This is a genomic window from Pseudomonas sp. SWRI99 (genome assembly GCF_014270125.1).
Lineage (GTDB): Bacteria > Pseudomonadota > Gammaproteobacteria > Pseudomonadales > Pseudomonadaceae > Aquipseudomonas > Aquipseudomonas hamedanensis.
This window is the reverse complement of sequence record NZ_JABWQR010000015.1, coordinates 122,360-147,582: the sequence shown is the minus strand read 5'-3', so window position 1 is coordinate 147,582 and position 25,223 is coordinate 122,360. Positions and strand designations below refer to the sequence as shown.

The 25,223-nt window shown below is 59.4% G+C and carries 25 protein-coding genes; 10 read left to right on the top strand and 15 right to left on the bottom strand.

Annotated elements, in window-relative coordinates:
* Nucleotides 1–102 precede the first annotated feature (102 nt).
* A complete protein-coding gene (gene tyrS, locus HU743_RS14530; protein ID WP_186649381.1) occupies nucleotides 103–1,302 on the bottom strand; it encodes a tyrosine--tRNA ligase in 1,200 nt (399 codons plus the stop codon).
* Nucleotides 1,303–1,514: 212 nt separating this feature from the next.
* Between tyrS and HU743_RS14525 the strand changes: the two genes are divergently transcribed.
* Nucleotides 1,515–2,939 carry a peptidoglycan DD-metalloendopeptidase family protein gene (locus HU743_RS14525; RefSeq protein ID WP_186649374.1) on the top strand — a complete coding sequence of 475 codons (1,425 nt, stop codon included), beginning with the start codon at nucleotides 1,515–1,517 and terminating at the stop codon, nucleotides 2,937–2,939.
* Nucleotides 2,940–2,942: 3 nt separating this feature from the next.
* On the top strand, nucleotides 2,943–4,034 hold the full coding sequence (locus tag HU743_RS14520) for an anhydro-N-acetylmuramic acid kinase (protein WP_186649372.1): 1,092 nt from the start codon (nucleotides 2,943–2,945) through the stop codon (nucleotides 4,032–4,034).
* 69 nt (nucleotides 4,035–4,103) lie between these two features.
* On the opposite strand, the gene erpA is transcribed toward HU743_RS14520, so the two are convergent.
* Both erpA and argC read right to left on the bottom strand, forming a co-directional pair.
* On the bottom strand, nucleotides 4,104–4,454 hold the full coding sequence (erpA, locus tag HU743_RS14515) for an iron-sulfur cluster insertion protein ErpA (protein WP_007918905.1): 351 nt from the start codon (nucleotides 4,452–4,454) through the stop codon (nucleotides 4,104–4,106).
* Between the two features lie 168 nt (nucleotides 4,455–4,622).
* Nucleotides 4,623–5,657 carry an N-acetyl-gamma-glutamyl-phosphate reductase gene (gene argC / locus HU743_RS14510; protein ID WP_186637356.1) on the bottom strand — a complete coding sequence of 345 codons (1,035 nt, stop codon included), beginning with the start codon at nucleotides 5,655–5,657 and terminating at the stop codon, nucleotides 4,623–4,625.
* A gap of 134 nt (nucleotides 5,658–5,791) precedes the next feature.
* Here argC and hemJ point away from each other — a divergent pair, with 134 nt between their 5' ends.
* The 6 genes from hemJ to coq7 all read left to right on the top strand — a co-directional run bounded on the left by hemJ (nucleotide 5,792) and on the right by coq7 (nucleotide 10,361).
* Nucleotides 5,792–6,220: a protoporphyrinogen oxidase HemJ gene (gene hemJ, locus HU743_RS14505; protein WP_186649370.1), complete on the top strand. Its 429-nt coding sequence runs from the start codon at nucleotides 5,792–5,794 to the stop codon at nucleotides 6,218–6,220.
* A 33-nt stretch (nucleotides 6,221–6,253) separates the two neighbouring features.
* Nucleotides 6,254–7,222 carry a nitronate monooxygenase family protein gene (locus HU743_RS14500; RefSeq protein ID WP_186649368.1) on the top strand — a complete coding sequence of 323 codons (969 nt, stop codon included), beginning with the start codon at nucleotides 6,254–6,256 and terminating at the stop codon, nucleotides 7,220–7,222.
* A gap of 76 nt (nucleotides 7,223–7,298) precedes the next feature.
* On the top strand, nucleotides 7,299–8,249 hold the full coding sequence (locus HU743_RS14495) for a DUF805 domain-containing protein (RefSeq protein WP_186620982.1): 951 nt from the start codon (nucleotides 7,299–7,301) through the stop codon (nucleotides 8,247–8,249).
* A 61-nt stretch (nucleotides 8,250–8,310) separates the two neighbouring features.
* On the top strand, nucleotides 8,311–9,099 hold the full coding sequence (locus HU743_RS14490) for an SDR family oxidoreductase (RefSeq protein ID WP_186637347.1): 789 nt from the start codon (nucleotides 8,311–8,313) through the stop codon (nucleotides 9,097–9,099).
* Between the two features lie 80 nt (nucleotides 9,100–9,179).
* Nucleotides 9,180–9,518, top strand: a complete 339-nt coding sequence (locus HU743_RS14485) for a histidine triad nucleotide-binding protein (protein WP_016772924.1) — start codon at nucleotides 9,180–9,182, stop codon at nucleotides 9,516–9,518.
* Between the two features lie 195 nt (nucleotides 9,519–9,713).
* Entirely contained in the window at nucleotides 9,714–10,361 is a 648-nt protein-coding gene (gene coq7 / locus HU743_RS14480; protein ID WP_186550940.1) for a 2-polyprenyl-3-methyl-6-methoxy-1,4-benzoquinone monooxygenase, read from the top strand.
* A 117-nt stretch (nucleotides 10,362–10,478) separates the two neighbouring features.
* On the opposite strand, the gene speD is transcribed toward coq7, so the two are convergent.
* Entirely contained in the window at nucleotides 10,479–11,273 is a 795-nt protein-coding gene (gene speD, locus HU743_RS14475) for an adenosylmethionine decarboxylase (protein ID WP_034155105.1), read from the bottom strand.
* A 237-nt stretch (nucleotides 11,274–11,510) separates the two neighbouring features.
* The gene (locus HU743_RS14470; protein ID WP_186620984.1) at nucleotides 11,511–11,933 is read right to left on the bottom strand and encodes an OsmC family protein; all 423 of its coding nucleotides are present in this window, start codon (nucleotides 11,931–11,933) and stop codon (nucleotides 11,511–11,513) included.
* A gap of 236 nt (nucleotides 11,934–12,169) precedes the next feature.
* Here HU743_RS14470 and crp point away from each other — a divergent pair, with 236 nt between their 5' ends.
* Nucleotides 12,170–12,814, top strand: coding sequence for a cAMP-activated global transcriptional regulator CRP (gene crp / locus HU743_RS14465; RefSeq protein ID WP_186550939.1), 645 nt, complete (start codon nucleotides 12,170–12,172; stop codon nucleotides 12,812–12,814).
* Here crp and HU743_RS14460 read toward each other — a convergent pair.
* From HU743_RS14460 to HU743_RS14445, 4 genes are all read right to left on the bottom strand, one after another.
* On the bottom strand, nucleotides 12,811–13,512 hold the full coding sequence (locus tag HU743_RS14460; protein ID WP_186649367.1) for a lipoate--protein ligase family protein: 702 nt from the start codon (nucleotides 13,510–13,512) through the stop codon (nucleotides 12,811–12,813). The genes crp and HU743_RS14460 overlap by 4 nt on opposite strands.
* A 121-nt stretch (nucleotides 13,513–13,633) precedes the next feature.
* Complete coding sequence (gene trpC, locus HU743_RS14455; RefSeq protein ID WP_186649365.1) at nucleotides 13,634–14,473, bottom strand: indole-3-glycerol phosphate synthase TrpC; 840 nt, start codon at nucleotides 14,471–14,473, stop codon at nucleotides 13,634–13,636.
* On the bottom strand, nucleotides 14,470–15,519 hold the full coding sequence (gene trpD / locus HU743_RS14450) for an anthranilate phosphoribosyltransferase (RefSeq protein ID WP_186637340.1): 1,050 nt from the start codon (nucleotides 15,517–15,519) through the stop codon (nucleotides 14,470–14,472). Before trpD ends, trpC begins: the two co-directional genes overlap by 4 nt.
* A gap of 9 nt (nucleotides 15,520–15,528) precedes the next feature.
* Nucleotides 15,529–16,122: an aminodeoxychorismate/anthranilate synthase component II gene (locus tag HU743_RS14445; protein ID WP_186649363.1), complete on the bottom strand. Its 594-nt coding sequence runs from the start codon at nucleotides 16,120–16,122 to the stop codon at nucleotides 15,529–15,531.
* Nucleotides 16,123–16,530: 408 nt separating this feature from the next.
* Here HU743_RS14445 and estP point away from each other — a divergent pair, with 408 nt between their 5' ends.
* Complete coding sequence (gene estP, locus HU743_RS14440; protein ID WP_186649361.1) at nucleotides 16,531–18,438, top strand: esterase EstP; 1,908 nt, start codon at nucleotides 16,531–16,533, stop codon at nucleotides 18,436–18,438.
* Nucleotides 18,439–18,607: 169 nt separating this feature from the next.
* Here the strand turns inward: estP and trpE are convergent, their stop codons facing one another.
* The 6 genes from trpE to HU743_RS14410 form a co-directional block, all read right to left on the bottom strand.
* On the bottom strand, nucleotides 18,608–20,089 hold the full coding sequence (trpE, locus tag HU743_RS14435; protein WP_186637323.1) for an anthranilate synthase component I: 1,482 nt from the start codon (nucleotides 20,087–20,089) through the stop codon (nucleotides 18,608–18,610).
* A 69-nt stretch (nucleotides 20,090–20,158) separates the two neighbouring features.
* Nucleotides 20,159–20,977, bottom strand: a complete 819-nt coding sequence (locus HU743_RS14430; protein WP_186649359.1) for a phosphoglycolate phosphatase — start codon at nucleotides 20,975–20,977, stop codon at nucleotides 20,159–20,161.
* A complete protein-coding gene (rpe, locus tag HU743_RS14425) occupies nucleotides 20,974–21,648 on the bottom strand; it encodes a ribulose-phosphate 3-epimerase (RefSeq protein ID WP_007918813.1) in 675 nt (224 codons plus the stop codon). Before rpe ends, HU743_RS14430 begins: the two co-directional genes overlap by 4 nt.
* Nucleotides 21,649–21,762: 114 nt before the next feature.
* Nucleotides 21,763–22,911, bottom strand: a complete 1,149-nt coding sequence (locus HU743_RS14420; RefSeq protein WP_186649358.1) for an iron-containing alcohol dehydrogenase — start codon at nucleotides 22,909–22,911, stop codon at nucleotides 21,763–21,765.
* Between the two features lie 222 nt (nucleotides 22,912–23,133).
* Nucleotides 23,134–23,958, bottom strand: a complete 825-nt coding sequence (locus tag HU743_RS14415; RefSeq protein ID WP_186649355.1) for an ABC transporter permease — start codon at nucleotides 23,956–23,958, stop codon at nucleotides 23,134–23,136.
* 12 nt (nucleotides 23,959–23,970) lie between these two features.
* On the bottom strand, nucleotides 23,971–25,218 hold the full coding sequence (locus tag HU743_RS14410; protein WP_186620993.1) for an ABC transporter permease: 1,248 nt from the start codon (nucleotides 25,216–25,218) through the stop codon (nucleotides 23,971–23,973).
* Nucleotides 25,219–25,223: the final 5 nt, after the last annotated feature.

Below are 25,223 nucleotides of genomic sequence, written 5' to 3'. Positions count from 1 at the left end.
TGCGTAACTCTTTGAATCTCAAGGAGTTTTCCGTTTCGACTGCGCCGGAAGTGGGGCGAATTATAGACTTCCAGAATTCGCCGTCAACCCCTATTTTCAACTTTATTCGGATTTCAATGTGATACGGGCAAAAGCCTTCTTGCCAGCCTGGCAAACATGAGTCGCGCCCAGTACATATATAAAGGAGCGATCAACCACTTCACCATCAACACGCACACCACCCGCAGCCAGCAGATCACGTGCCGCTGCCGAGTTCTTCACCAGGCCTGCTTTATTAAGGACAGCCGCAATCGGCATATCTTCAGCCGAAGCCAACTCGATCTCTGGCAAGTCATCCGGCAGCTCGCCATCCTTCATCCGGTTACCTGCACCACGGTGAGCGTTGGCCGCAGCCTCCTCGCCATGGAAACGGGCAACGATCTCTTCAGCCAGCTTGATTTTGATGTCACGGGGATTGGCACCCGCCTCAACGTCAGCCCGGAACGCATTGATCTCTTCCATCGAGCGGAAGCTGAGCAATTCGAAGTAACGCCACATCAGCGCATCCGGAATCGAAACCAGCTTGCTGTACATGACGCCCGGAGCTTCCTGAATACCGACGTAGTTACCCAAGGATTTGGACATCTTTTTGACGCCATCCAACCCTTCAAGCAACGGCATGGTCAGAATGCACTGAGCCTCTTGACCATAACCACGCTGAAGCTCACGCCCCATCAGCAGATTGAATTTCTGATCGGTACCACCCAACTCGACATCTGCACGCAGCGCGACCGAGTCATAACCCTGCACCAGCGGATAGAGGAACTCATGGATAGCGATGGGCTGATTGGTGGTGTAACGCTTGTCGAAGTCATCGCGCTCCAGCATGCGCGCGACGGTGTACTGCGAAGTCAGGCGAATGAAGTCCGCCGGCCCCATCTGGTCCATCCAGGTCGAATTGAACGCAACTTCGGTTTTCGCCGGATCAAGAATCTTGAACACCTGGGTCTTGTAGGTCTCGGCGTTTTCGAGCACCTGCTCGCGAGTCAACGGAGGACGCGTGGCGCTTTTGCCACTCGGATCGCCGATCATCCCGGTGAAGTCACCTATAAGGAAGATAACCTGATGCCCAAGCTCCTGGAACTGGCGCAGCTTATTAATAAGCACGGTATGCCCCAGGTGCAGATCCGGCGCGGTTGGATCGAAACCAGCCTTGATACGCAGCGGCTGGCCGCGCTTGAGCTTCTCGATCAGCTCGGACTCGACCAATAGTTCTTCCGCACCACGTTTAATCAGCGCTAGCTGCTCTTCAACCGACTTCATAACAGACCCGCAAGGCTCAGATTCAAAGGGACCCAACCATACAAGATCGCGCACCAATTACAAGTTTTGCCCGGCGCGCGGACACCAATCCACAGACAGGAGGTCTGTAGACTTGCTTCAGAGATGATTTGGTTATATTTTATACAGTTATTTCATCTTCATCATGTCATTCATCTTTTCCAATTCATCTTTTTTCAAAGTCAAAATTACCTATGACCACAGAACCGTCTAAAGCGCCTCCGCTTTACCCGAAGACCCACCTGCTTGCCGCAAGTGGAATTGCCGCCCTTCTCAGCCTGGCGCTGCTGGTGTTTCCCTCTAGCGATGTCGAAGCCAAAAAGACGACTCTGAGTCTCGAGCTGGAAAGTCCTGCTGAACAACTGACACAAGACCAAGACGCTGCAGACGCAGCTCAAGCCACAAACGAGCCCGCAACGTCACCGTTCGCACAAATCGAAAACAGCGACGAAAACGCCGCGCAAACCGCTGAAACCGCGCCGGCGCCTGCTGCGCTTGCAGAAAAGCCGAAAGAGCCAGGCCATCGCGAAGTAGTCGTTTCCAAAGGCGATACGCTGTCCACCCTGTTTGAAAAGGTCGGTCTGCCAGCGGCGTCCGTCCATGAAGTGCTGGCAAGCGATAAGCAGGCCAAGCAGTTCAGCCAGCTCAAGCGCGGTCAGAAACTCGAATTCGAACTGAGCCCTGAAGGCCAGTTGACCAGCCTGCACAGCAAAGTCAGCGACGTTGAAACCCTCACTCTGACAAAGAACGACAAGGGTTATTCGTTCAACCGTGTCACCGCCAAGCCAACTGTTCGCACCGCTTACGTCCACGGCGTCATCAACAGCTCGCTGTCGCAGTCCGCTGCGCGCGCCGGCCTCTCTCACAGCCTGACGATGGATATGGCCAGCGTCTTCGGCTACGACGTCGACTTCGCTCAGGACATTCGTCAGGGTGACGAATTCGATGTGATCTACGAGCAGAAAGTCATCAACGGCAAGGCTGTCGGCACCGGCCCGATCCTGTCCGCTCGCTTCACCAACCGCGGCAAGACCTACACCGCCGTTCGCTATACCAATAAACAAGGCAACAGCAGCTATTACACTGCCGATGGCAACAGCATGCGCAAGGCCTTCATCCGTACGCCGGTTGACTTCGCCCGCATCAGCTCGAAGTTCTCCATGGGCCGCAAACACCCGATCCTGAACAAGATCCGCGCCCACAAAGGCGTCGATTACGCAGCGCCACGGGGCACGCCGATCAAGGCTGCCGGTGACGGAAAAGTGCTGTTGGCCGGCCGTCGTGGTGGTTACGGCAACACTGTGATCATTCAGCACGGCAACACTTATCGCACGCTCTACGGCCACATGCAGGGTTTCGCCAAAGGCGTGAAAACCGGCGGTACCGTCAAGCAAGGTCAAGTCATTGGCTACATCGGTACTACGGGCCTGTCCACCGGCCCGCATCTGCATTACGAGTTCCAGGTCAACGGCGTTCACGTCGATCCGCTGGGGCAGAAGCTGCCGATGGCCGATCCAATCGCCAAGTCGGAACGAGCGCGCTTCCTGGCGCAGAGCCAGCCGTTGATGGCGCGCATGGACCAAGAGAAGGCCACTCTGCTGGCTTCGAGCAAGCGCTAAGCCATGGCCCTGTATATCGGCGTAATGTCCGGAACCAGTCTCGACGGGCTGGACATTGCCCTGATCGAGCAGACCTCGGCGATCAAACTGATCGCCACTCATTACCTGCCAATGCCCGATTCCCTGCGCGCCGAGCTGCTTGGCTTGTGCGCCAGCGGCCCCGACGAGATCGCCCGCTCGGCTATTGCCCAGCAACACTGGGTCGAGCTCGCCGCTTCAGGTATTCATTGCCTGCTCGCTCAGCAACAGCTCCAACCCGAAGCTATCCGCGCTATTGGCAGTCACGGCCAGACCATTCGCCATGAGCCGGCGCGCGGTTTCACCGTGCAGATCGGCAATCCGGCCCTGCTGACAGAGTTGACCGGTATTACCGTCGTCAGTGACTTTCGCAGCCGCGATGTCGCGGCGGGCGGTCAAGGCGCCCCCCTGGTCCCAGCCTTTCATGAAGCCTTGTTTGAAGAGCGTAGCGGCAACCAGGCAGTCTTGAATGTCGGCGGTTTCAGCAATCTCAGCCTGATTGAGCCGAACAAACCTGTAGCCGGTTTCGACTGCGGCCCGGGAAATGTTCTGATGGATGCCTGGATTCACCAGAACCGCGGCGAAAATTATGACCGGGACGGGCAATGGGCTGCGACAGGCACCGCTCAGCCAATCCTGCTCAAGGCACTGCTCAGCGACCCGTTCTTCGTTACCACGGGCCCGAAGAGTACTGGCCGTGAAGTCTTCAATCTGCCTTGGCTGGAACGCCATCTCTCGCGCCTGCCGATGTTTTCGGCCGAAGACGTTCAGGCTACGCTGCTCGAGCTGACTGCGCTGACCATTGTCGAGTCGCTGCAGAGTGCTCAGTCGGACACACAGGAACTGCTGGTCTGTGGCGGCGGCGCGCATAACGCCACACTGATGACGCGTCTGGGGCAGCTACTGCCCAATACCAAAGTCGCCAGCACGGCCACCCACGGCGTTGATCCTGACTGGGTCGAAGCCATGGCCTTTGCCTGGCTCGCCCATTGCTGCCTCGAAGGCATTGCCGCTAATCGACCAAGCGTCACCGGCGCTCGCGGCCTGCGCGTACTCGGCGCCATCTACCCGGCATAATTGCCAGACACAAAAACGCCGCAGAACCGTAAGGCTCTGCGGCGTTTTGTTATCTGCAGTGGAATGCGTTCAGATCGAGAATGACGACCCGCACCCACACGTCGTGGTGGCATTCGGGTTCTTGATCACGAAGCGCGAACCCTCCAGACCTTCCTGATAATCCACCTCGGCACCGGCCAGGTACTGGAAGCTCATCGGGTCGACCACCAGACTTACGCCTTCTCGTTCGACGATAGTGTCGTCATCGGCCACGTCTTCATCGAAGGTAAAACCGTACTGAAACCCTGAACAACCGCCGCCCGTAACGAATACGCGCAGCTTCAAGCGATCATTCCCCTCTTCATCGACCAGGCTCTTCACCTTGTGCGCAGCACCTTGAGTGAATTGCAAAGCCGTGGGGGTGAAGGATTCGACGCTCATGCTGACTATCTCCCGGCGTTACGCCGCCATAATGCGTGATGACGCGCATTATCCGCTTGTCCTAGAAAATCGGTCAACTATTAGAAAAGCAGCTGCAAGCTTCAAGCGGTGAGCTTCAAGCTTGCAGCGGACAACTTGTAGCTTGTGGCTTGAAGCTTGTCGCTGCTTTTAAGGCAGCATTCCGGCGTGGGACAGACCAAAGCGCTCGTCCAGCCCGAACAGGATGTTCATGTTCTGCACCGCCTGCCCCGAGGCGCCCTTGACCAGATTGTCGATCACCGAAAGCACCACTACCAGATCGCCATCCTGCGGCCGATGCACGGCAATACGGCAGACGTTGGCGCCACGCACACTCCGGGTTTCCGGGTGGCTGCCCGCCGGCATTACGTCGACGAACGGTTCGTTGGCATAACGTTTTTCAAACAGCGCCTGCAGGTCCACCGAACGATCGGTGACGGTTGCGTAGAGCGTGGAGTGAATGCCACGAATCATTGGCGTCAGGTGTGGCACGAAGGTCAGCCCTACGTCTTTACCCGCCGCACGACGCAAGCCTTGGCGAATTTCCGGCAGGTGACGGTGACCTTTCACCGCGTAGGCCTTCATGCTTTCCGACGTCTCGGAGTACAACGAACCTACAGCCGCACCGCGACCGGCACCGCTGACGCCGGATTTGCAGTCGGCGATCAAACGCGAAGTATCCGCCAGACCAGCCTCGAGCAAAGGCAGGAAGCCCAATTGCGTAGCGGTTGGATAGCAACCCGGAACAGCGATCAGGCGCGCTTGGCGAATCTGTTCGCGATTGACTTCCGGCAGACCATAAACAGCTTCATCCAGCAGTTCCGGCGCGCCATGCGGCTGGCCGTACCACTTGGCCCACTCTTCGGCGTCTTGCAGGCGGAAATCGGCTGACAGGTCGATCACCTTGGTGCCCGCTGCCAACAGTTCACCGGCCAGAGCATGAGCGACGCCATGCGGTGTAGCGAAGAACACCACATCGCAAGCGCCCAGGGTCTTGATGTCCGGCACGCTGAAGGCCAGACCGTCATAGTGGCCGCGCAGGTTCGGGTACATGTCAGCCACGGCCAGACCGGCCTCGGATCGGGAAGTGATGACCACCACCTCTGCCTGCGGATGTTGTGCCAACAGACGCAGCAGTTCGACACCGGTGTAACCCGTGCCGCCGACAATACCGACCTTGACCATAAACCTGCCCTCAACGAACCCACTGGAAAGCCGTCGATAATAGGGGCCGCGCGCGGCTGCGACAACCGTCAAGGTGACGCGCGGACGCTCAAGCCTCTACTATCTGGCTACCGTGAATGAGGGAATAACCAAAAATGCTCTATCTATGGCTCAAAGCGTTTCATATCGTCAGCGTCGTATGTTGGTTTGCAGGGCTGTTCTACCTGCCGCGACTGTTCGTTTACCACGCACAAAGCGAAGACTCGATCAGTAAGGAACGCTTCAGCATCATGGAGCGCAAACTGTATCGCGCGATCATGGGGCCGGCGATGATCGCCACGCTGATCTTCGGTGGCTGGCTGATCTACCTGAACCCGAGCATTTTCAGCCAGGGCGGCTGGATTCACGCCAAGCTGACTCTCGTCGTCTTGCTGATCGGCTACCACCACATGTGTGGTGCGCAGGTAAAACGTTTCGCCCGTGGCGAGAACACCCGCAGCCATGTCTTTTATCGCTGGTTCAATGAAGTGCCGGTTCTGTTATTGCTGGCTATCGTAATTCTGGTCGTGGTCAAGCCGTTCTAACTTCAATACGTACAGATCTCTGGGGTGTCCATCATGTCGCTGCCCGCTCTGCTCGAACAACGTCTGCGTTTGCCTGTGGTGGCCGCGCCGATGTTCCTGATTTCCAATCCCGAGCTGGTACTCGCCTGCTGCCGTAACGGCGTGGTCGGCAGCTTTCCGGCGCTGAACCAACGCGAAAGCAGCGGTTTCAAGGCATGGCTGGAACAGATCGAGGCGGGGCTGGCGACGCTGGACAATCCGGCCCCTTACGCCGTGAACCTGATCGTGCACAACAGCAACCCGCGCTTGCAGGCGGATCTGGACATCTGCGTCGAGCACCGGGCACCGATCGTGATTACCAGCCTCGGTGCGGTGAAAGAGCTGGTCGATGCAGTTCATAGCTACGGTGGCCTGGTGTTCCACGATGTGACCACGCGCCGGCACGCCGAGAAAGCCGCCGAGGCCGGTGTCGATGGTTTGATCGCGGTCGCCGCCGGCGCTGGCGGCCATGCCGGCACCTGGAGCCCGTTCGCACTGATTGCCGAAATCCGTGAATTCTTCGACAAGACCTTATTGCTTGCCGGATGTTTGAACCACGGCCACGAGATTCTCGCCGCGCAACTGCTCGGCGCAGATTTGGCCTACTTCGGTACACGCTTTATCGGCACCCGCGAAAGCCACGCGCCTGACGCCTATAAAGAAATGCTGCTGACAGCCAAGGCGGCGGACATCATTCATACTCCGGCGGTGTCAGGGGTTCCGGCCAGTTTCATGCGCCAGAGCCTGGAGGCCGCCGGGTTCGACATGGCCGCGCTGCAAGGCAAGGGCGAAGTGAATTTCGGCGACAAGCTCAAACCGATCAACGACGAAGCCAAAGCCTGGAAGACCGTATGGTCGGCTGGCCAAGGCGTCGGGCAGATAAGTGATCTGCCAAACGTGGATCAATTGATCGCTCGCCTTGATGCCGAGTACCGTCAGGCGCAGGAACGCGCAGCGCAATTGCCGCAACGCTGGCCACGTTAACCCTGCCAGGCCGATTGCCTGGATCGGCCTTACACTGACTCCCTTTGAATCTACTCGCGACAAGGATGCCCCGGCCATGAGCGAACCCCGCTACAAGATCGTATTCGACGGAGCTTTACAGCCCGGTGTCGACCTCGCTACCGCCAAGCTCAATCTGGCCGATCTGTTCAAAACCGATGTCACCGCCATCGAGCGCCTGTTCAATGGCCGTACGGTCGCCCTCAAGCGTGACCTGTCCCACAGCGACGCCCAGACCTATCTGCAAGCGCTGAGCAAAACCGGGATCGATGCGCGGATCGAAACGCAAACAGCCATTGAACTGAACCTGGCGGATGTTCACGAAAACACCGCCGCCGTGGCCGAACCGGACTCACCTTATGCACCACCGCGCGCCAGCGTCGGTGAACGCCTTCCTGAATTCGCGACGCTCAAGCCATTGAGTGTCGAAGGCCGGATCGGACGCCTGCGCTTTCTTGCCTGGACCATGGTCCTGAGCCTGGTGACCTTGCCCATCGTCGGCGTGTTCGCCCTGCTGGCCCTCGGGCTGGTCAGCGGCGACTCGACCACCGGGCTGATTGTCGGCGCGATTCTCGCGTGCTTCCTGTTTATCGGCTTCCTGATCGTCAGCATTCTGTTCAGCGTCCAACGTCTGCACGATATCGGCTGGTCGGGCTGGCTCTGGCTGTTGAACCTGGTGCCGTTCGTGGGTAGCTTCTTTCCGCTGGTCATCATGGTCGTCCCGGGCAATACCGGCGCCAACCGCTATGGCCCGCCACCTCCACCCAACAGCACGGCGGTAAAAGTGCTGTGTTCGTTGTGGATTGTGTTTTTCGCACTGATCTTTGCCGGCGGAATACTCGGTGGCTTCTCGGCCGTTCAGGAGGAATACGAAAGCAGCCTGGAAAGCAGCTATGACAGTGGCGCGGTGAGCACTGATGAAATCGAGATCGAAGTCGAACCGCCGGTGAATTCCGCCGACGATGCAGCCGAAGCGGCGCAGGCCCCTGTAGACTCTGCGAAAGAATGAACAGCGCTCCCCGCCGTGACACACGCGTCGTCGGCGCGGAGCTGTTGCGATGGAGAATTGCATGACCCGTTACGCTCTGATCACTGGCGCTTCCAGCGGCATCGGCCTGGCCATGGCCGAAGCGCTGGCCCGGCGTGGCCGCAGCCTGATTCTGGTGGCACGACAGCGTGATCAGCTGGAAAGTATTGCCATCGAACTGACCCAGCGCTTCGACGTCGAGGTACTGTTTCGCGCCTGCGATCTGGGCGAGCCCTTGCGTTTGTCCGGGTTCCTGCTGGAACTGGAGGAAGGCGACCGGCAGATCGATCTGTTGGTCAATTGTGCCGGTATCGGCACCTGCGGACCTTTTCTGGCGCAGGACTGGATGACCGAGCAGGACCTGATCGAAGTGAACATTCTCGCCCTCACCCGCCTGTGCCATGCGATCGGCAACAGCATGGCACTGCAAGGAGGCGGGCAGATTCTCAATGTCGCCTCAATGGCGGCGTTCAATCCGGGGCCGTGGATGAGCACCTATCACGCCAGCAAGGCCTATGTGCTGCACTTTTCCGAAGCCCTGCGGATCGAGTTGAAAAAGTGCGCGGTCAAGGTTTCGGTGCTCTGCGCGGGTCCGACACGCACAGCCTTTTTCCGCACGGCGCAAATGGACAGCGACAAACTCAACGACAGCCACAAACTGATGAGTCCCGAAGAAGTCGCGCTGTATACCGTACGCGCCCTCGACAAAAACCGCGCAATCATTATCCCGGGTCGACGCAATCGTTGGGTCGCCTTCGTCTCGCGATTCGGCTCGCGCTGGCTCAATCGGACCCTCGCCGGCATGGCTAACAAGTCTTACTGCCCGCGCTGAATCGCCCTACAGCAAAACACTGGGAGGGTTGATCTCCCGTGGGTACACTCAAGCCAGTCCAAACAACGGAGAAAACAGCAGTGGATACTCTGTTCACCAAGATCATCAACCGGGAAATCCCGGCCAACATCATTTACGAGGACGACCAGGTTCTGGCCTTCCACGATATTGCCCCGCAGGCACCGGTGCATTTCCTGGTGATCCCGAAGAAGCCGGTGCGTACGCTTAATGACCTGACCGAAGACGACAAGGCATTGGCCGGGCACATCCTGTTCACGGCGCAGCGTCTCGCGCTGGAGCTGGGCTGCGAGGAAGGCTTCCGCGTGGTGATGAACTGCAATGAACTTGGTGGACAGACCGTCTATCACATTCATATGCACGTGCTGGGTCAGCGCCAGATGAACTGGCCGCCGGGCTGATTCACGGCAAAACTGTGGGAGCGAGCTTGCTCGCGAAGGCGTCGGCAGATTCGAAACCTCCATTGCCTGACACTCCGCTTTCGCGAGCAAGCTCGCTCCCACAAAAAAGCATGACACCGCGGCCAATGACCCAACGCAAACCCTCGTCGGCCGATTCGGTTAAACTGGCCACCGAGATATTTCCCGGAGGTCAGCATGACTACTCAACGTCACTACTCGCCCATTGACCGTCTTCTGCTGCAAGCCGATGCCGCGATGCGCACCCTGTTGCCCTTCAGCGGCCAGCCGTACCGCCCGTCGCCCGCCATCCTGCAGCCGGACACGCCGATGAGCGATGAAGACACCCGTCACGTCGCTGGCCTGATGCGCATCAACCATACCGGTGAAGTCTGTGCCCAGGCGCTGTACCAGGGACAGGCGCTGACCGCCAAGCTGCCTCAGGTGCGCGAGGCCATGGAACATGCGGCCGAAGAAGAAATCGATCATCTGGTCTGGTGCGAACAGCGCATCCATCAGTTGGGCAGCCATACCAGTGTCCTGAATCCGCTTTTTTACGGCATGTCGTTCGGGATTGGCGCCGTGGCCGGATTGATCAGCGACAAGGTCAGTCTGGGTTTTGTCGCGGCGACCGAGCATCAGGTGTGCAAGCACCTGAATGAACATCTGGAGCAATTGCCCGCCGAGGATGAGAAGTCCCGGGCGATTCTGGAGCAGATGCGCATCGATGAAGAACATCATGCGGAAAGTGCGCTGGACGCAGGCGGTTTTCGTTTTCCGGCGCCGGTGAAATTCGGGATGAGTTTGTTGGCGAAGGTGATGACCAAGAGTACTTATCGGATCTGAGACCTCGATTGCTGTAAATGGCCTCTTCGCGAGCAGGCTCGCTCCTACAGGGGGCTGTGTTCGAGCAATAAAAAAGGCGACTGCCGTGAGGGAGTCGCCTTTTTTGTGCCTGGAATCTTAAGTCGGCATGTTGCGCGCGTAGAAGATTTCGAGCATTTCGTGTTTCACACGATCAGTTACCTGAGCACGCTGCTCAGAGGACAGATTGCTGGTGGCGTCGCCGAACAGGTAGTTATCCAATTCGAAGTTCTTCAGCAGCATTTTGGTGTGGAACAAGTTTTCCTGGTACACGTTCACGTCGGTCATCTGGTACGCGTCGCGGGTGTCTTCGGACAGGTAGTTCTGGATCGAGTTGATCTCGTGGTCGATGAAGTGCTTGTTGCCTTCAACGTCACGGGTAAAGCCGCGCACACGGTAATCCACGGTCACGATGTCCGAATCGAACTGGTGAATGAGGAAGTTGAGCGCCTTGAGCGGTGAAATGACACCACAGGTCGACACGTCGATATCCACACGGAAGGTTGCGATACCGTCGTCCGGATGAATTTCCGGGTAGGTGTGCACCGTGATGTGGCTCTTGTCGAGGTGGGCCAGGATAATTTCGGGCAACGGGCCCGGCGATTCTTCGATCTGGCTTTCGGTCGGGGTTACCGGCTCTTCCGAAATCAGAATCGTGACGCTGGCGCCCTGGGGTTCATAGTCCTGACTGGCGATGTTCAGGATGTTGGCACCAATGATCTCGACAACTTCTGTGAGAATCTGCGTCAGGCGTTTCGCGTTGTACTCTTGATTGATGTACTCGACGTAGGCCTGCTGGTCTTGCGGGGTTTCCGCGTAGCAGATGTCATAGATGTTGAAGCTCAAGGTCTTTGTCAGGTTATTGAACCCGTGGAGCTTGAGTTTGCTTTTCACCGTTAAAAACTCTCTATGTATGCGGCGCGGCCGCGTGATCAAGCATGCCCGTCAAATGCGAACAACGCACCTGCGTAGGACGGTTAACACCTCTTCGCGATGGCGATTTTGGTTATCTGTTCAGGCGAATGACCCGTCGGCTGACCGATCACTGCCCTGAAAAAAGTGGCGCATTATGCAGACGTCAGCGGGGGATCGCCAGAGTCTGCACTGCTTTTATGATAGTTGAATGTCGGATCAACCGAGTTCGACGATTTCGTAGTCGTGGGTGATCGCCACGCCAGCCGCGCCGAGCATGATCGAGGCCGAGCAATACTTCTCGGCGGACAGCTCGATGGCGCGTTTGACCTGAGCTTCTTTCAGACCACGGCCCTTGACCACAAAGTGCATGTGGATCCTGGTAAACACCTTCGGATCTTCAGTCGCACGCTCGGCTTCGAGGAAGGCTTCACAGCTTTCAACGGCTTGGCGGGACTTCTTCAGAATGCTGACCACGTCGAAGTTGCTGCAGCCACCGACACCCAGCAACAGCATTTCCATCGGACGAACCCCCAGGTTACGGCCACCGGCGTCCGGCGGACCATCCATCACCACGACATGACCGCTACCGGATTCGCCGAGGAACATGGCTTCGCCAGCCCATTGGATGCGTGCCTTCATCGCCCAGACTCCACTGTAAAAAAAGGGTCGCCAGCTTAGCACAGCGGTTTGGCCTGACAGCGACCGACGTCCTAGGACCGCTACCTCTAAGCTGTAGGTAATTTCTCGAATTTCCGACGAAGTGTCTGGTAAGCTGGCGCCAATTCGCTGGCGCGTCCATCAGTCAGCGTCAAGACCGCCTACGGCGCCTCATAAAAAAATCAAACATCACCGTGCAGTTTTTTCGGGATACAACCATGGTTGCTATTACCCCTACATCCAAAATCAAGAATCTCGACAAGCTGTTGATGCATTGCCAGCGCCGTCGCCATGCGGCCAAGAGCAACATTATCTGTGCCGGTGACCGCTCCGATACGCTGTACTTCATTATCAAGGGCTCGGTCACCATCCTGATCGAAGACGACGATGGCCGCGAAATGATCATTGCGTACCTGAACGCCGGTGATTTCTTCGGTGAGCTGGGCCTGTTCGAACAGGCGGGCCAGGAACAACAACGCAGTGCCTGGGTACGGGCCAAGGTCGAATGCGAAACGGCGGAAATCAGTTACACCAAGTTCCGCGAACTGTCGCAGCAGGATCCGGACATTCTTTACGTCCTCAGCGGACAAATCGCACAGCGCCTGCGCAACACCACGCGCAAGGTCGGTGATCTGGCGTTCTTCGACGTCACCGGTCGAGTCGCTCGCTGTCTGCTGGAACTGTGCAAACAGCCGGACGCCATGACTCACCCGGACGGCATGCAGATCAAAGTGACCCGTCAGGAAATCGGCCGAATTGTCGGTTGTTCGCGAGAGATGGTCGGTCGCGTGCTCAAGGATCTTGAGGAACGTAACCTGGTCGATGTGAAAGGCAAGACCATGGTGGTCTACGGGACACGCTAAGCGCTGTAGATCCGCGCCAGCATCAAGCGAAACAATTCATCCAGACGCGCCAAGGCCTGTGGCGCGTTGAATTTCTCATGCAGGGCGATGTGGCTTTCAGCCCTCACTCGCTGCTCCAGACCGCAGGCCTCATTGAAGCGATTGACCGCTGCGACCATTGCCTGGCGCTCGTCATCGATCAACATCGCACCGTGCACCAGCCCGACCGGGCGCTGCCCGCCCTGACTCTGGCGCCAGCGCTGGGCGGTGCCGACCATCTTGCGCCCATCCAGATTGACGTTGAAACGACCGTCGCAAAAGGCGCCGTCGACTTCACCCACCGACGAGGTGCCGCCCAATTCATCCAGTAACTGACAGATCGGATCGCACAGACGGCGGTAGCCGGTTTCGATGCGATTCAAGTCGCCTTCGCTGCGCGGCGGCGCATACACCAAGGCAATATTGATGGTTGAAGCGGATTGCGGCACCGGCTCACCGCCAGTTTCGCGCAACAATACCGGCCAACCGGCGGCGGCGGAGACTTCGCAGGCGTGGTCGAATTCAGGGAGACGATTGAGGCGGCGCGGCATGACCAACGCGCGATCGGTGGGTTGCCAGAACAGCAGGCCGAACTCGGCGTCGCCTGCGCAGATCGAGGCCAACAAGTCTTGTTCGGCTTGCAGGCCGGATTCGATGGTCAGGGGGGTTGGCAGCGACATGGAGGGCTCCGGCAAGTTGAGTCTCTTTAGCGGATTCGAGGGCCCCATCGCGAGCAGGCTCACTCCTACAGGGGGAACGCGTTTCAAATGTAGGAGTGAGCCTGCTCGCGATGGCGTCGACTCAGTCGAGGGTCGAACCGCTTATCACCGGACCGCCGCGCTCCGGGAAGAACAGGCGCTGCAATTCAATGCCTGGGTTCTCTGCGCGCATGAACGCTTCGCCGACCAGGAACGCGTAGACGTCGCTGATTTCCATCAACTCGACATCGGCGCGATTGAGAATGCCGCTTTCGGTGATTACCAATCGATCCCGCGGAATGCGCGGCAGCAGGTCGAGGGTTGTTTCCAGGCTGACATCGAAGGTGTGCAGATTACGGTTGTTGACCCCGACCAGCGGTGTGTCGAGGGTTTTCAATGCGCGCTCAAGTTCGTCGCCGTCGTGCACTTCCACCAGCACATCGAGACCGACGCCTTTGGCCACTGCTGCCAGCTCGGCCATTTTCACATCGTCAAGTGCGGAGACGATCAACAGCACGCAATCGGCGCCCAAGGCTCGGGCTTCAACGATCTGGTACGGATCGATCATGAAATCCTTGCGGATGACCGGCAGTTTGCACGCGGCACGGGCCTGTTGCAGGTAAGCATCGGCGCCCTGGAAGTAATCGACGTCGGTCAGCACGGACAGGCAGGTCGCCCCGCCCTTCTCGTAGCTTTTGGCGAGGTCGGCGGGTACGAAGTCCTCGCGGATCACGCCTTTGCTCGGTGAGGCCTTTTTGATTTCGGCAATCACCGCGGGCTGTTTTTTCTTCGCCTGCGCCAGCAACGCCTGAGCAAAACCACGGGGCGCATCGGCCGCCCGGACCAGGTTTTCCAGTTCGCCGAGGCTTACACGGGCACTGCGCTCAGCAACTTCCTCGACTTTGCGCGCAAGGATCTTCTCCAGAACCGTCGGTACGCTCATCCCTCATTCTCCACTTTGAATACCGCGGTAAAGGCACCCAGCTCCTCGAGCTTTTCTCGAGCGAGGCCGGTGTGCAGGGCATCGTGCGCAAGCTCTACGCCCTGTTTCAAACTGTTCGCCACGTCGGCGGCATACAGCGCGGCACCGGCGTTAAGCACAATCATCTCGGCCGCTTTCTGGCCGTTTTCGGTCTTGCGCTTGCCCAGCGCATCGCGGATCAACGCCAGCGACGCTTCCGGCCCTTCGACCGACAGGCCGTGCAGGCTCTGGCTTTTCATGCCCAGATCTTCCGGCTCGACCCAATATTCAGTGATCTCGTTATTCTTCAGCTCGGCGACGAAGGTCGGCGCGGCGAGGCTGAACTCGTCCAGGCCGTCCTTCGAATGCACCACCAGCACATGTTTGCTGCCCAATCGCTGCAAGACTTCGGCCAATGGCCGGCACAGCGCCTGGGTGAACACACCCACCACCTGATGTTTCACACCGGCCGGATTCGTAAGCGGGCCAAGCATGTTGAACAGTGTCCGCAGGCCCAGGTCGCGGCGCGGGCCGGCGGCGTACTTCATGGCTTTGTGATGGGTCTGGGCGAACATGAAACCGATGCCGACGTTGTCGATACAACGGGCAACCTGAACCGGGGTCAGGTTCAGGTAGATGCCGGCGGCTTCCAGCAAATCGGCACTGCCGCTCTTGCCGGAGACTGCACGGTTGCCGTGCTTGGCCACGGTGCAACCGGCCGCAGCGACAACAAAAGAGGAAGCGGTCGAGACGTTGAAGATGTTCGCGCCGTCGCCGCCGGTGCCGACCACGTCGACCACGCCGTCGAGGGTTTTCAGCTCGACCTGATCGGCCAGCTCGCGCATCACCGACACGGCGCCGACGATTTCGTCGATGCTCTCGCTCTTCATGCGCATGGCCATCATGAACGCGCCGATCTGCGCGTCGCTGCATTGGCCAGTCATGATTTCGCGCATCACGTCGCGCATTTCATCGGTGCTGAGGTCGAGGTGATCGACGATACGGCTCAGGGCTGTCTTGATATTCATGGATAGTCCTTAGCGCATGCCGCCGGTTTGTTTGAGGAAATTGGCAAACAGTTCATGGCCCTGCTCGGTGAGGATCGACTCGGGATGAAACTGTACGCCCTCGATGTTCAGGGTTTTGTGACGCAGGCCCATGATCTCATCGACCGAGCCGTCATCGTGTTGCGTCCACGCGGTCAGCTCCAGGCAATCGGGCAAAGTCTGGTGCTTGACGATCAGCGAGTGGTAGCGGGTGACGGTCAGCGGATGATTGAGGCCGGCAAAAACGCCCTTGTCCTCGTGGAATACCGGGCTAGTCTTACCGTGCATCACCTGACGCGCGCGTACGACATCGCCACCAAAGGCTTGGCCGATCGACTGATGGCCCAGGCAGACGCCGAGAATCGGCAATTTGCCGGCGAAGTGTTTGATGGCGTCGATGGAGACGCCGGCTTCGGTCGGCGTGCAAGGACCGGGGGACACCACGATGCGCTCAGGGTTGAGCGCTTCGATCTGAGCAATCGTCAATTCATCGTTGCGCACGACTTTGACCTCGGCACCCAGCTCGCCGAGGTATTGCACAACGTTGTAAGTAAAGGAGTCGTAGTTGTCGATCATCAGCAACATGGCGTTTCGAACCTCTTGAATTCTGACTTGGAGACAGCCTTCAGATGACTTGCCCGCAGGGCGCTGCACGATGTCGGACGCCAGAACAGACGGCGACACAGCGGCATTTCAAACAGACAAGGAAGGCAAAGCGATACAGATCCGGCGGGGCCGGCGGAAAAGATTCAGGCGCGCCAACGCCAGCGGGCGTGTGCCTTGATGACTTGATCCAGAAGTTTGCTGGTGATCAACACGGGGAAGGTCTCGTTCATACGTTCCGGCACAGTAACTTAGCTGGGCAGAGCGTGCAATATGACCTTGGCTGCAAGGGATAAAACCAGACAGGGATTGGCGATCGATGGCAAAAGGCCGGAAGTTTTTGGTACTGTCGTTTCGTTCACCTACAACAATAAATAAACGGACTTGCTCATGAATAAAAAGACGTTGTTTGCACCCATGGCCGGCTGCCTGCTCGCGCTGGCCTGCGCCCAGGCGAATGCGGCGCCCAACCCCTATTCGAACTTCATTGTGTTTGGCGACAGCCTCAACGACGCCGGGACGTTCGCCGACAGCGGCGGGCCGGCGGGCGCCACCGAGCGTTACACCAACCGCACCGGGCCGCTGTATCAGGATGGCAGCGGCGAACTGTATTCGTTGAATTCCACGCAACTGCTGGGCGGCCGCCTGGGCTTCACGGCGGATCAGACAGCGTCGTCGAGTTCAGCCGTGCGCGCCGACAACGGCCAGGTCGACGGCAGCAACTGGGCGGTTGGCGGTTATCGCACCGACCAGATTCTCGACTCGATCACCACGCAATCGGCCACGGGCGAACGTACCCGCGCCGGCTACTTGCCGTCGAACGGTTTGCGTGCCGACCCGAACGCCCTCTATTACATTTCCGGCGGCGGCAACGACTTCCTGCAAGGCCGTGTCCTCAGTCTGCCCCAGGCCAGTGCCGCTGCCGATCGCCTGGCTGACAGCGTGCAAACCCTGCAAACCGCCGGCGCCAAATACGTGATGGTCTGGCTGCTGCCCGACGTTGGCTTGACCCCGGCCCTGAACGGCACGCCGCTGCAGGCCTTCAGCAGTACCCTCGCCAACCAGTTCAACAGCCAGTTGGTGACGCGTCTGCGAGGCATTGACGCGGAAATCATACCGTTGAATATTCCGGCGCTGCTCTCGGAGGCTTTTGCCGATCCGGGACGCTTTGGCCTGGCCACTGACCAGAACCTCACCGCGACCTGTTTCAGCGGCAACGGCTGCCCCGAAAACGCCCGTTACGGGATCAACAGTGCCACGCCGGATCCGACCAAGTTGATCTACAACGACGGCGTGCACCCAACCGAGTCCGGGCAGAAACTGATCGCCGATTACGCTTATTCCTTGCTGGCAGCGCCGTGGGAATTAAGCCTGCTGACGGAAATGGCCCACGGCACCGTGCGTGCACATCAGGATGAATTGCGTAACCAGTGGCAGGCGGACTGGGAGAACTGGCAAGCGGTCGGCCAATGGCGCGCCCTTGTCTCTGCAGGCGGCCAGCACCTGGATGTCGACAGCCAAAGCAGCGGCGCCAGCGCCGATGGCAGCGGTTATAACCTCAACGTCGGCGGCAGCTATCGCCTCAACGATGCCTGGCGTGTGGGCGTGGCAGCAGGTTTCTACCGGCAGAACCTGGAGGCCGGGCATAACGACTCGGACTACAAACTCAACAGCTACATGGGTACCGCATTCGCCCAGTTTCAGCAGAATCGCTGGTGGGCTGATGCCGCACTGACCGGCGGCAAACTCGACTACGACAACCTCAAGCGCAAGTTTGACCTCGGCGCCAGCGAGGGTGCGGAGAAAGGCGATACCGACGGCAGCCTGTGGGCGTTCAGCACCCGTATCGGTTATGACATCGCCCAGCCGGGCAGCGAATGGCACCTGTCGCCGTTCGTCAGCGCCGACTACGCCAGCGTCGATGTCGACGGTTACTCGGAAAAGAGCAATCGCGCCACCGCGCTGACCTTCGATGACCAGAGCCGCGATTCGAAACGCCTGGGCTTGGGTATTCAGGGCAAGTACAACTTCACCGCGCAAACCCAGGTGTACGGCGAATACGCGCATGAGCGGGAGTACGAAGATGATGTGCAGAAGGTCAACATCGCGCTTAACACTCTGCCGGCCAATGACTTCACGCTTGAAGGCTACACACCGGCGAGCCACCTGAACCGCTTGAGCCTGGGAGTCAGTCACAAGCTGACGACGGATCTGGCGTTGCGCGCTGGTTATACGCTGCGCAAGGACGATGACTTCAAGCAGCAGGGCTTGAATGTCGGGGTTGTGCTGGATTTCTGAGTCGTGGATGCAAAAAAGCGGCGCCTTAACAGGCGCCGCTTTTTTATGCCCCGACACAATCCAAATGTAGGAGTGAGCCTGCTCGCGATTGCGGTGGGTCAGTCAACGAATAGGTTGAATATTAGTCAGCACGCGAGCAGGCTCACTCCTACAAGGGTTGTGTGTTGGCTCAGGCTTCCGGGGTTTGTTCGGCAAGGGCTACGGCGCGGAACATCGCGCGGCGCTTGTTCAGGGTTTCTTCCCATTCCAGCGCCGGCACCGAGTCGGCGACGATGCCACCACCGGCCTGCACGTGCAGTTCGCCGTTCTTGATCACCGCCGTGCGGATCGCAATGGCCGTGTCCATGTTGCCGTTCCAGGCGAAGTAACCGACTGCGCCGCCATACACACCACGCTTGACCGGCTCGAGTTCGTCGATGATCTCCATTGCGCGAATCTTCGGCGCGCCGGACAAAGTGCCCGCCGGCAGAATCGCCCGCAGCGCGTCCATTGCAGTCAGGCCGGCCTTCAACTGGCCGGTGACGTTGGAGACGATGTGCATCACGTTGGAATAACGCTCGATGACCATCTTCTCGGTGAGTTTCACCGAGCCGATTTCCGAGACGCGCCCGGTGTCGTTGCGGCCCAAGTCGATCAGCATCAAATGCTCGGCGATCTCTTTGTCGTCCGACAGCAAGTCTTGTTCCAGCGCCACATCGGCTTCTTCGGTGGCGCCACGCGGGCGCGTACCGGCAATCGGGCGCACGGTGATCAGGTTGTCTTCGACCCGCACCAGCACTTCCGGCGAACTGCCGACGACGTGGAAGTCGCCGAAGTTGAAGAAGTACATGTATGGCGTCGGGTTGAAGCAACGCAGGGCACGGTACAGATCGATCGGCGCAGCCTTGAAATCAATCGACATGCGCTGCGACGGCACCACCTGCATGCAGTCACCGGCAAGGATGTATTCCTTGATGGTGTCGACGGCTTTTTCGTAATCGTCTTGAGTAAAACTCGAACGAAACACCGGATCGGCCGACTGCTGCTTGCTGAAATCCAGGCCACGACGCGGGGTGATCGGCTGGCGCAGTTTTTCCAACAGCGTCTGCAGTTGCGCCTGGCCCTGCTCGAAGGCATCGGCCTGGGCCGGGTCGGCGAGGACGATTGCGTGCATCTTGCCGGCGAGGTTGTCGAACACCACGACCGCGTCGGACACCATGAGCAGAATATCCGGAACGCCCAGCGGATCCGGGTTCGGGCACTTGCCCAGGCGCTTCTCGACATACCGCACGCAGTCGTAACCGAAGTAGCCGACCAGACCGCCATTGAAGCGCGGCAGACCGGCGATGGTCGGCACGTTGTAGCGCGCCTTGAAGGTTTCGACAAAGGCCAGCGGATCATCGACATCGTGGCTTTCGGTCTCGACGCCATCAACGGTGATGCTCACGTGATGGTCGTGGACCCGCAGCACGGTGCGGCACGGCAAACCGATGATCGAGTAACGGCCCCACTTCTCGCCGCCCTGTACCGATTCGAGCAGGTAGGAGTTGGGTTGGTCGGCCAGTTTCAGGTAGATCGACAGCGGCGTGTCGAAGTCGGCCAGGGTTTCGCAGGCCAGCGGGATGCGGTTGTAGCCGTCAGCGGCCAGACGCAGGAATTCTTCGCGGATCATAAGGTGCCTCGTGGTGTGAGGTGCAATCAGTCAGTCAGGCAAACGCGCCGGCAGGCCGGCCAGAATCAGTCAGGCGCGCCAACGCCAGCGGGCCAGGGCCTTGATGACTTTCATCCAGAGTTTGCGGGTGACCACCACGATGGCGTTTCCAGAAGGGGGTTGAGCAGCGTCGGGCAACGTTATCTCAGCGGCCGTGACGAGGCAACCGGGAATTAGTTTGCGCAGATCGTCGATCACCAGTGCCGGCGATTCCTCGGCGATCGGCCGGCCATGGTTATAGCCGTAACTCAGTGCCACACACTTGACCCCCGCCGCTTTCGCCGCCAGCACGTCACTGCGCGAGTCACCGACGAACAAGGATTGCGAGGCCGGAATGTTGGCCATTTTCATCACGAAGAACAGCGCGGCCGGGTCAGGTTTCTTCTGCGGCAGGGTGTCGCCGCCGATGATCCACTTGAAGTAACGGCCGATTTTCATCTGATCCAGCAGCGGCGCGACGAAACGCTCCGGCTTGTTGGTGATCAACGCCATGGCCACGCCTTGCTTGTGCAGCCACTTGAGGGTGTCGCGCACACCGGGATACACCACGGTCAGCTCATGGCTGGCGCCATAGGCCTCCATGAAGATTTCCAGCGCGCGCTCGGCCTCGGCGTCATCCACTGCCGAGTGATCAATGCTGCCGGCCAACGCCCGGCGCACCAGCACCGGTGCGCCATTGCCAACCCATTCGCGCACCGCCGCGATGCCCGCAGGCGGGCGGCCAAGGGTGAGCAGCATGCGATCCACCGCCACCGCCAGGTCGGGAACCGAATCGATCAGCGTGCCATCCAGATCGAACATCACCAACCGTGGCAGCTGCCCTGGGAACAACTGCTCAAAACCGCTCATGGCCGCGCCAGTGCCAGTTCGGAACGCATCTTGTCGATGACTTCCTGATAGTTCGGCGCGTTGAAAATGGCCGAACCGGCGACAAAGGTGTCAGCACCAGCGGCAGCGATTTCGCGGATGTTGTTGACGTTGACGCCGCCGTCGATTTCCAGGCGGATGTCACGGCCTGAAGCGTCGATGATCGCCCGCGCTTCACGCAGTTTGTCGAGGGTGCCGGGAATGAACTTCTGCCCGCCGAAGCCCGGGTTGACGCTCATCAGCAAAACCATGTCGACCTTGTCGATCACGTACTTGAGTACGTCCAGCGGGGTCGCCGGGTTGAACACCAGGCCAGACTTGCAGCCGCCTTCGCGGATCAACTGCAGCGAGCGGTCGACGTGCAGCGTGGCTTCCGGGTGAAAGGTGATGTACGTCGCGCCGGCCTCGATGAAATCGCCAACGATGCGATCCACAGGGCTGACCATCAGGTGCGCGTCGATCGGCGCGGTGACGCCGTACTTGCGCAGTGCGGCGCAGACCATCGGGCCGATGGTCAGGTTCGGCACGTAGTGGTTGTCCATGACGTCGAAATGGACAAAGTCGGCGCCGGCGGCGAGAACGTTGTCCACTTCCTCGCCGAGGCGGGCGAAGTCGGCGGAGAGGATCGACGGAGCAATTACGAAGGGCTGCATGACGCACCTGTGCTGAGCTAAATCACGATGGCGCGCATTGTATACCTCAAATTTGTGCGCACGCACCGTGACCGCGATGATTGGGTTGTGCCATGAGTCCTGAGCGACTGTGCCTCAGTAGGCCGCGCGGTAGATCTTCTCGATGTCGGCGGCGCTGAGCTTGCGCGGATTGTTGCGCATCAGGCGCTCGATCCCGGCGGCTTCCACGGCCATCGCCGGGATCGCCTCTTCCGGCACGCCGAAACTGCGCAGCCCGGCGGGAATTTCTACCGCCGCGCACAGTTCCGTCATCGCCTGCACGGCTTTGTCCGCCGCCTCGTTCGCGCTCAGATGAGTGGTCTTCACGCCCATGGCTTCGGCAATATCCTGCATGCGTTCGACGCAGGCCATTTTGTTCCAGGTCATCACATAGGGCAGCAACAAGGCGTTACTGACGCCGTGGGCAATGTTGAAACGCCCGCCCAGCGGATAAGCCAGCGCGTGCACTGCGCCCACCCCGGCGTTGCCGAACGCCATCCCGGCCATCAGGCTGGCGGTGGCCATGTCTTCGCGCGCTTGCAGGTTGGCGCCGTTGGCGTAGGCCTTGGGCAAGGCGCTGGCAATCAGTTTGATCGCGCCGATGGCGAGGGAATCGGTGATCGGCGAGGCATTCACCGACAGATACGATTCGATGGCGTGCACCAGCGCATCGACGCCACTGGCTGCGGTGACGCTGCGCGGACAGGTCAGGGTCATTTGCGGGCTGACCAGTGCGACGTCCGGCAGCAGGAAATCGCTGACGATGCCTTTCTTCAGTTGCGCAACCTTGTCCGAAAGAATCGCGACGTTGGTTACCTCCGAGCCGGTGCCGGCCGTGGTCGGGATGGCGATCAGCGGCGGGCCTTTTCGCGGCACCTGATCGACACCGAACAGGTCCTCAAGTGCGCCGTGGTAGCCGGCGTACGCGGCGACACTTTTGGCGATGTCGATGGCGCTGCCGCCACCGAGGCCGATCAAACCGTCATGCCCGCCTTCGCGGTAGGCGCGCATGCAGTCTTCGACGATGGCGATCTCCGGGTCGGGCAGCACGCGGTCGAAAATCTCGTACTCGCGCCCACCGAGTTGTACCAGCGCCAGCTCGACGGTGCCGGACTTGACCAGCGCGGCGTCGGTGACGATCAGCGGGTTGTCGATGTCCAGCCGGGTGAGTTCTGCCGCCAGTTGTTCGATGGCTGCGGCGCCGGTGATCAGTTTGTGAGCGATTTTGAACTGGGACAGACTCATGGTGCGCAGCCTCTTATAGATAGGGGAGCTGGGCACAAGATTAGCTGGGGATTTGAGGTTGTCTGCTATTCAGGGTGTGAATGACCAAGAACTGTGCATACAACACAAATCCCTTGTGGGAGGGGGCTTGCTCCCGAAAGCGGTGGATCAGTTGAAACAATGTCGACTGACCCACCGCTTTCGGGGGCAAGCCCCCTCCCACATTTTTGACCGAGTGCGGCGTCAGACCTGGGCGGTACGCAGTTTCTCGCTTCGGCCACGCAGCCATTCCAGGGTCAGCAGCAAGATCACCGAGAAGGCAATCAACAACGTCGCAGCCGCTGCAATCGTCGGACTGAGGTTCTCGCGAATCCCGCTGAACATCTGCCGAGGCAAGGTCGCCTGCTCGGGCCCGGCAAGAAACAGCGTCACCACCACCTCATCAAACGAAGTGGCAAAGGCAAACAGCGCTCCGGAAATCACCCCCGGCGCAATCAGCGGCAAGGTCACCCGGCGAAACGCGGTCAGCGGCGAGGCCCCAAGGCTGGCAGCCGCTCGCACCAGATTGTGATTGAAGCCCTGCAACGTTGCCGACACCGTGATGATCACAAACGGCACACCCAGCACTGCGTGCACGACGATTAGCGAGAAGAAACTATTGCCCAGACCCAGCGGCGCGAAGAACAGATAACTCGCCACACCGATGATCACCACCGGCACCACCATCGGCGAAATCACCAGCGCCATCACCAGCGATTTGCCCGGGAAGTCGCCGCGGGTCAGGCCGATGGCCGCCAGGGTGCCGAAAATCATCGCCAGCACGGTCGCGGCCGGAGCAACGATGACGCTGTTCTTCAGGGCGCGCATCCATTCCGCCGAGGCGAAGAAGTCGTGATACCACTGCAGCGAGAAGCCCTGTAACGGGTAGACCAGAAAACTTCCCGAGTTGAACGACAACGGAATAATCACCAGCACCGGCAGAATCAGGAACAACAGGATCAGGCCGCAGAGGATCCGCAGGCTGTAGAACCACACCCGTTCGACGGGCGACATGTAAGGACTCAGCATCGCAAATTCCCCTTAGCTCAGGCGCAGGCGACTGGCGCCCACCAGCCAGCTGTAGATCAGATAAAGCACCACGGTCGCCAGCAAGAGCAGACCGCCCAGCGCGGTGGCCATGCCCCAGTTGATGCTGGTGTTGGTGTAGAAGGCGACGAAGTAGCTGACCATTTGGTCGTTCGGGCTGCCGAGCAGCGCCGGGGTGATGTAGTAGCCGATGGCGAGGATGAATACCAACAGGCACCCGGCGCCGACGCCGGCGTAGGTCTGCGGGAAGTACACCCGCCAGAAACTGGCGAACGGATGGCAGCCGAGGGAAATCGCCGCGCGCATGTAGGTTGGCGAGATGCCTTTCATCACGCTGTAGATCGGCAAAATCATGAACGGCAGCAGAATGTGCACCATCGAGATGTACACGCCGGTACGGTTGAACACTAGTTCCAGCGGCTTATCAATGATGCCCATCGCCAGCAATGCGCTGTTGATCAGACCGCCGGATTGCAGCAGTACGATCCACGCGGCAACGCGTACCAGAATCGAAGTCCAGAACGGCAGCAGCACCAGAATCATCAGCAGGTTGCTCTGTCGCGACGGCAGGTTCGCGAGCAGGTACGCCAATGGATAAGCCAGCAACAGGCAGATCACGGTGATGACCAGGCCCATCCAGAAGGTGCGGGCAAAGATGTCGAGGTAGATCGCCTGATCCGGGGTCGCCGGGGCGAGCTCGCCGAGGTCATCGATACGGTGGTCGACCGCCGCGAGCAAATAATACGGGGTGATGCTACTGGTGTTGCGTTTGACCGCTTGCCAGTAGGCCGGATCGCCCCAACGCTCGTCCAGCGCTTCGAGCGCTTCTTTATAGGAGGCCGGTTCGCTGGCAAACGGCAGCGCCCGGGCGGTTTTGGTCAGCAGGCTGCGGTAGCCGGCCAACTCCATGTTCAAGCGCTTGGACAGATCGCCCAGCGTCTGGTTTTTGCGGGCTTCGGCGAGGTCTTCGCTGGCAGCCTTGTACACCGGTTCGGCGGGCAGACCGCGGCCGTCCCAGCCAGCGATGGCCGTAACGGTGCGCGGCATGCCGCCGACCACTTCCGGGTTGCCGACGCTTTTATAGAGCAGCGCCACGATCGGCACCAGAAACACCAGCAACAGAAACAGCACCAGCGGCGCAATCAGCGCCTGCGCTTTCCAGCGGTTGACCCGCTCGGCGTGCTTGAGCTTCTGCTTCAAGGTGGGGCTGGCGCCCTCGTTCAGGGGAACGGCGATGGCCATGACGT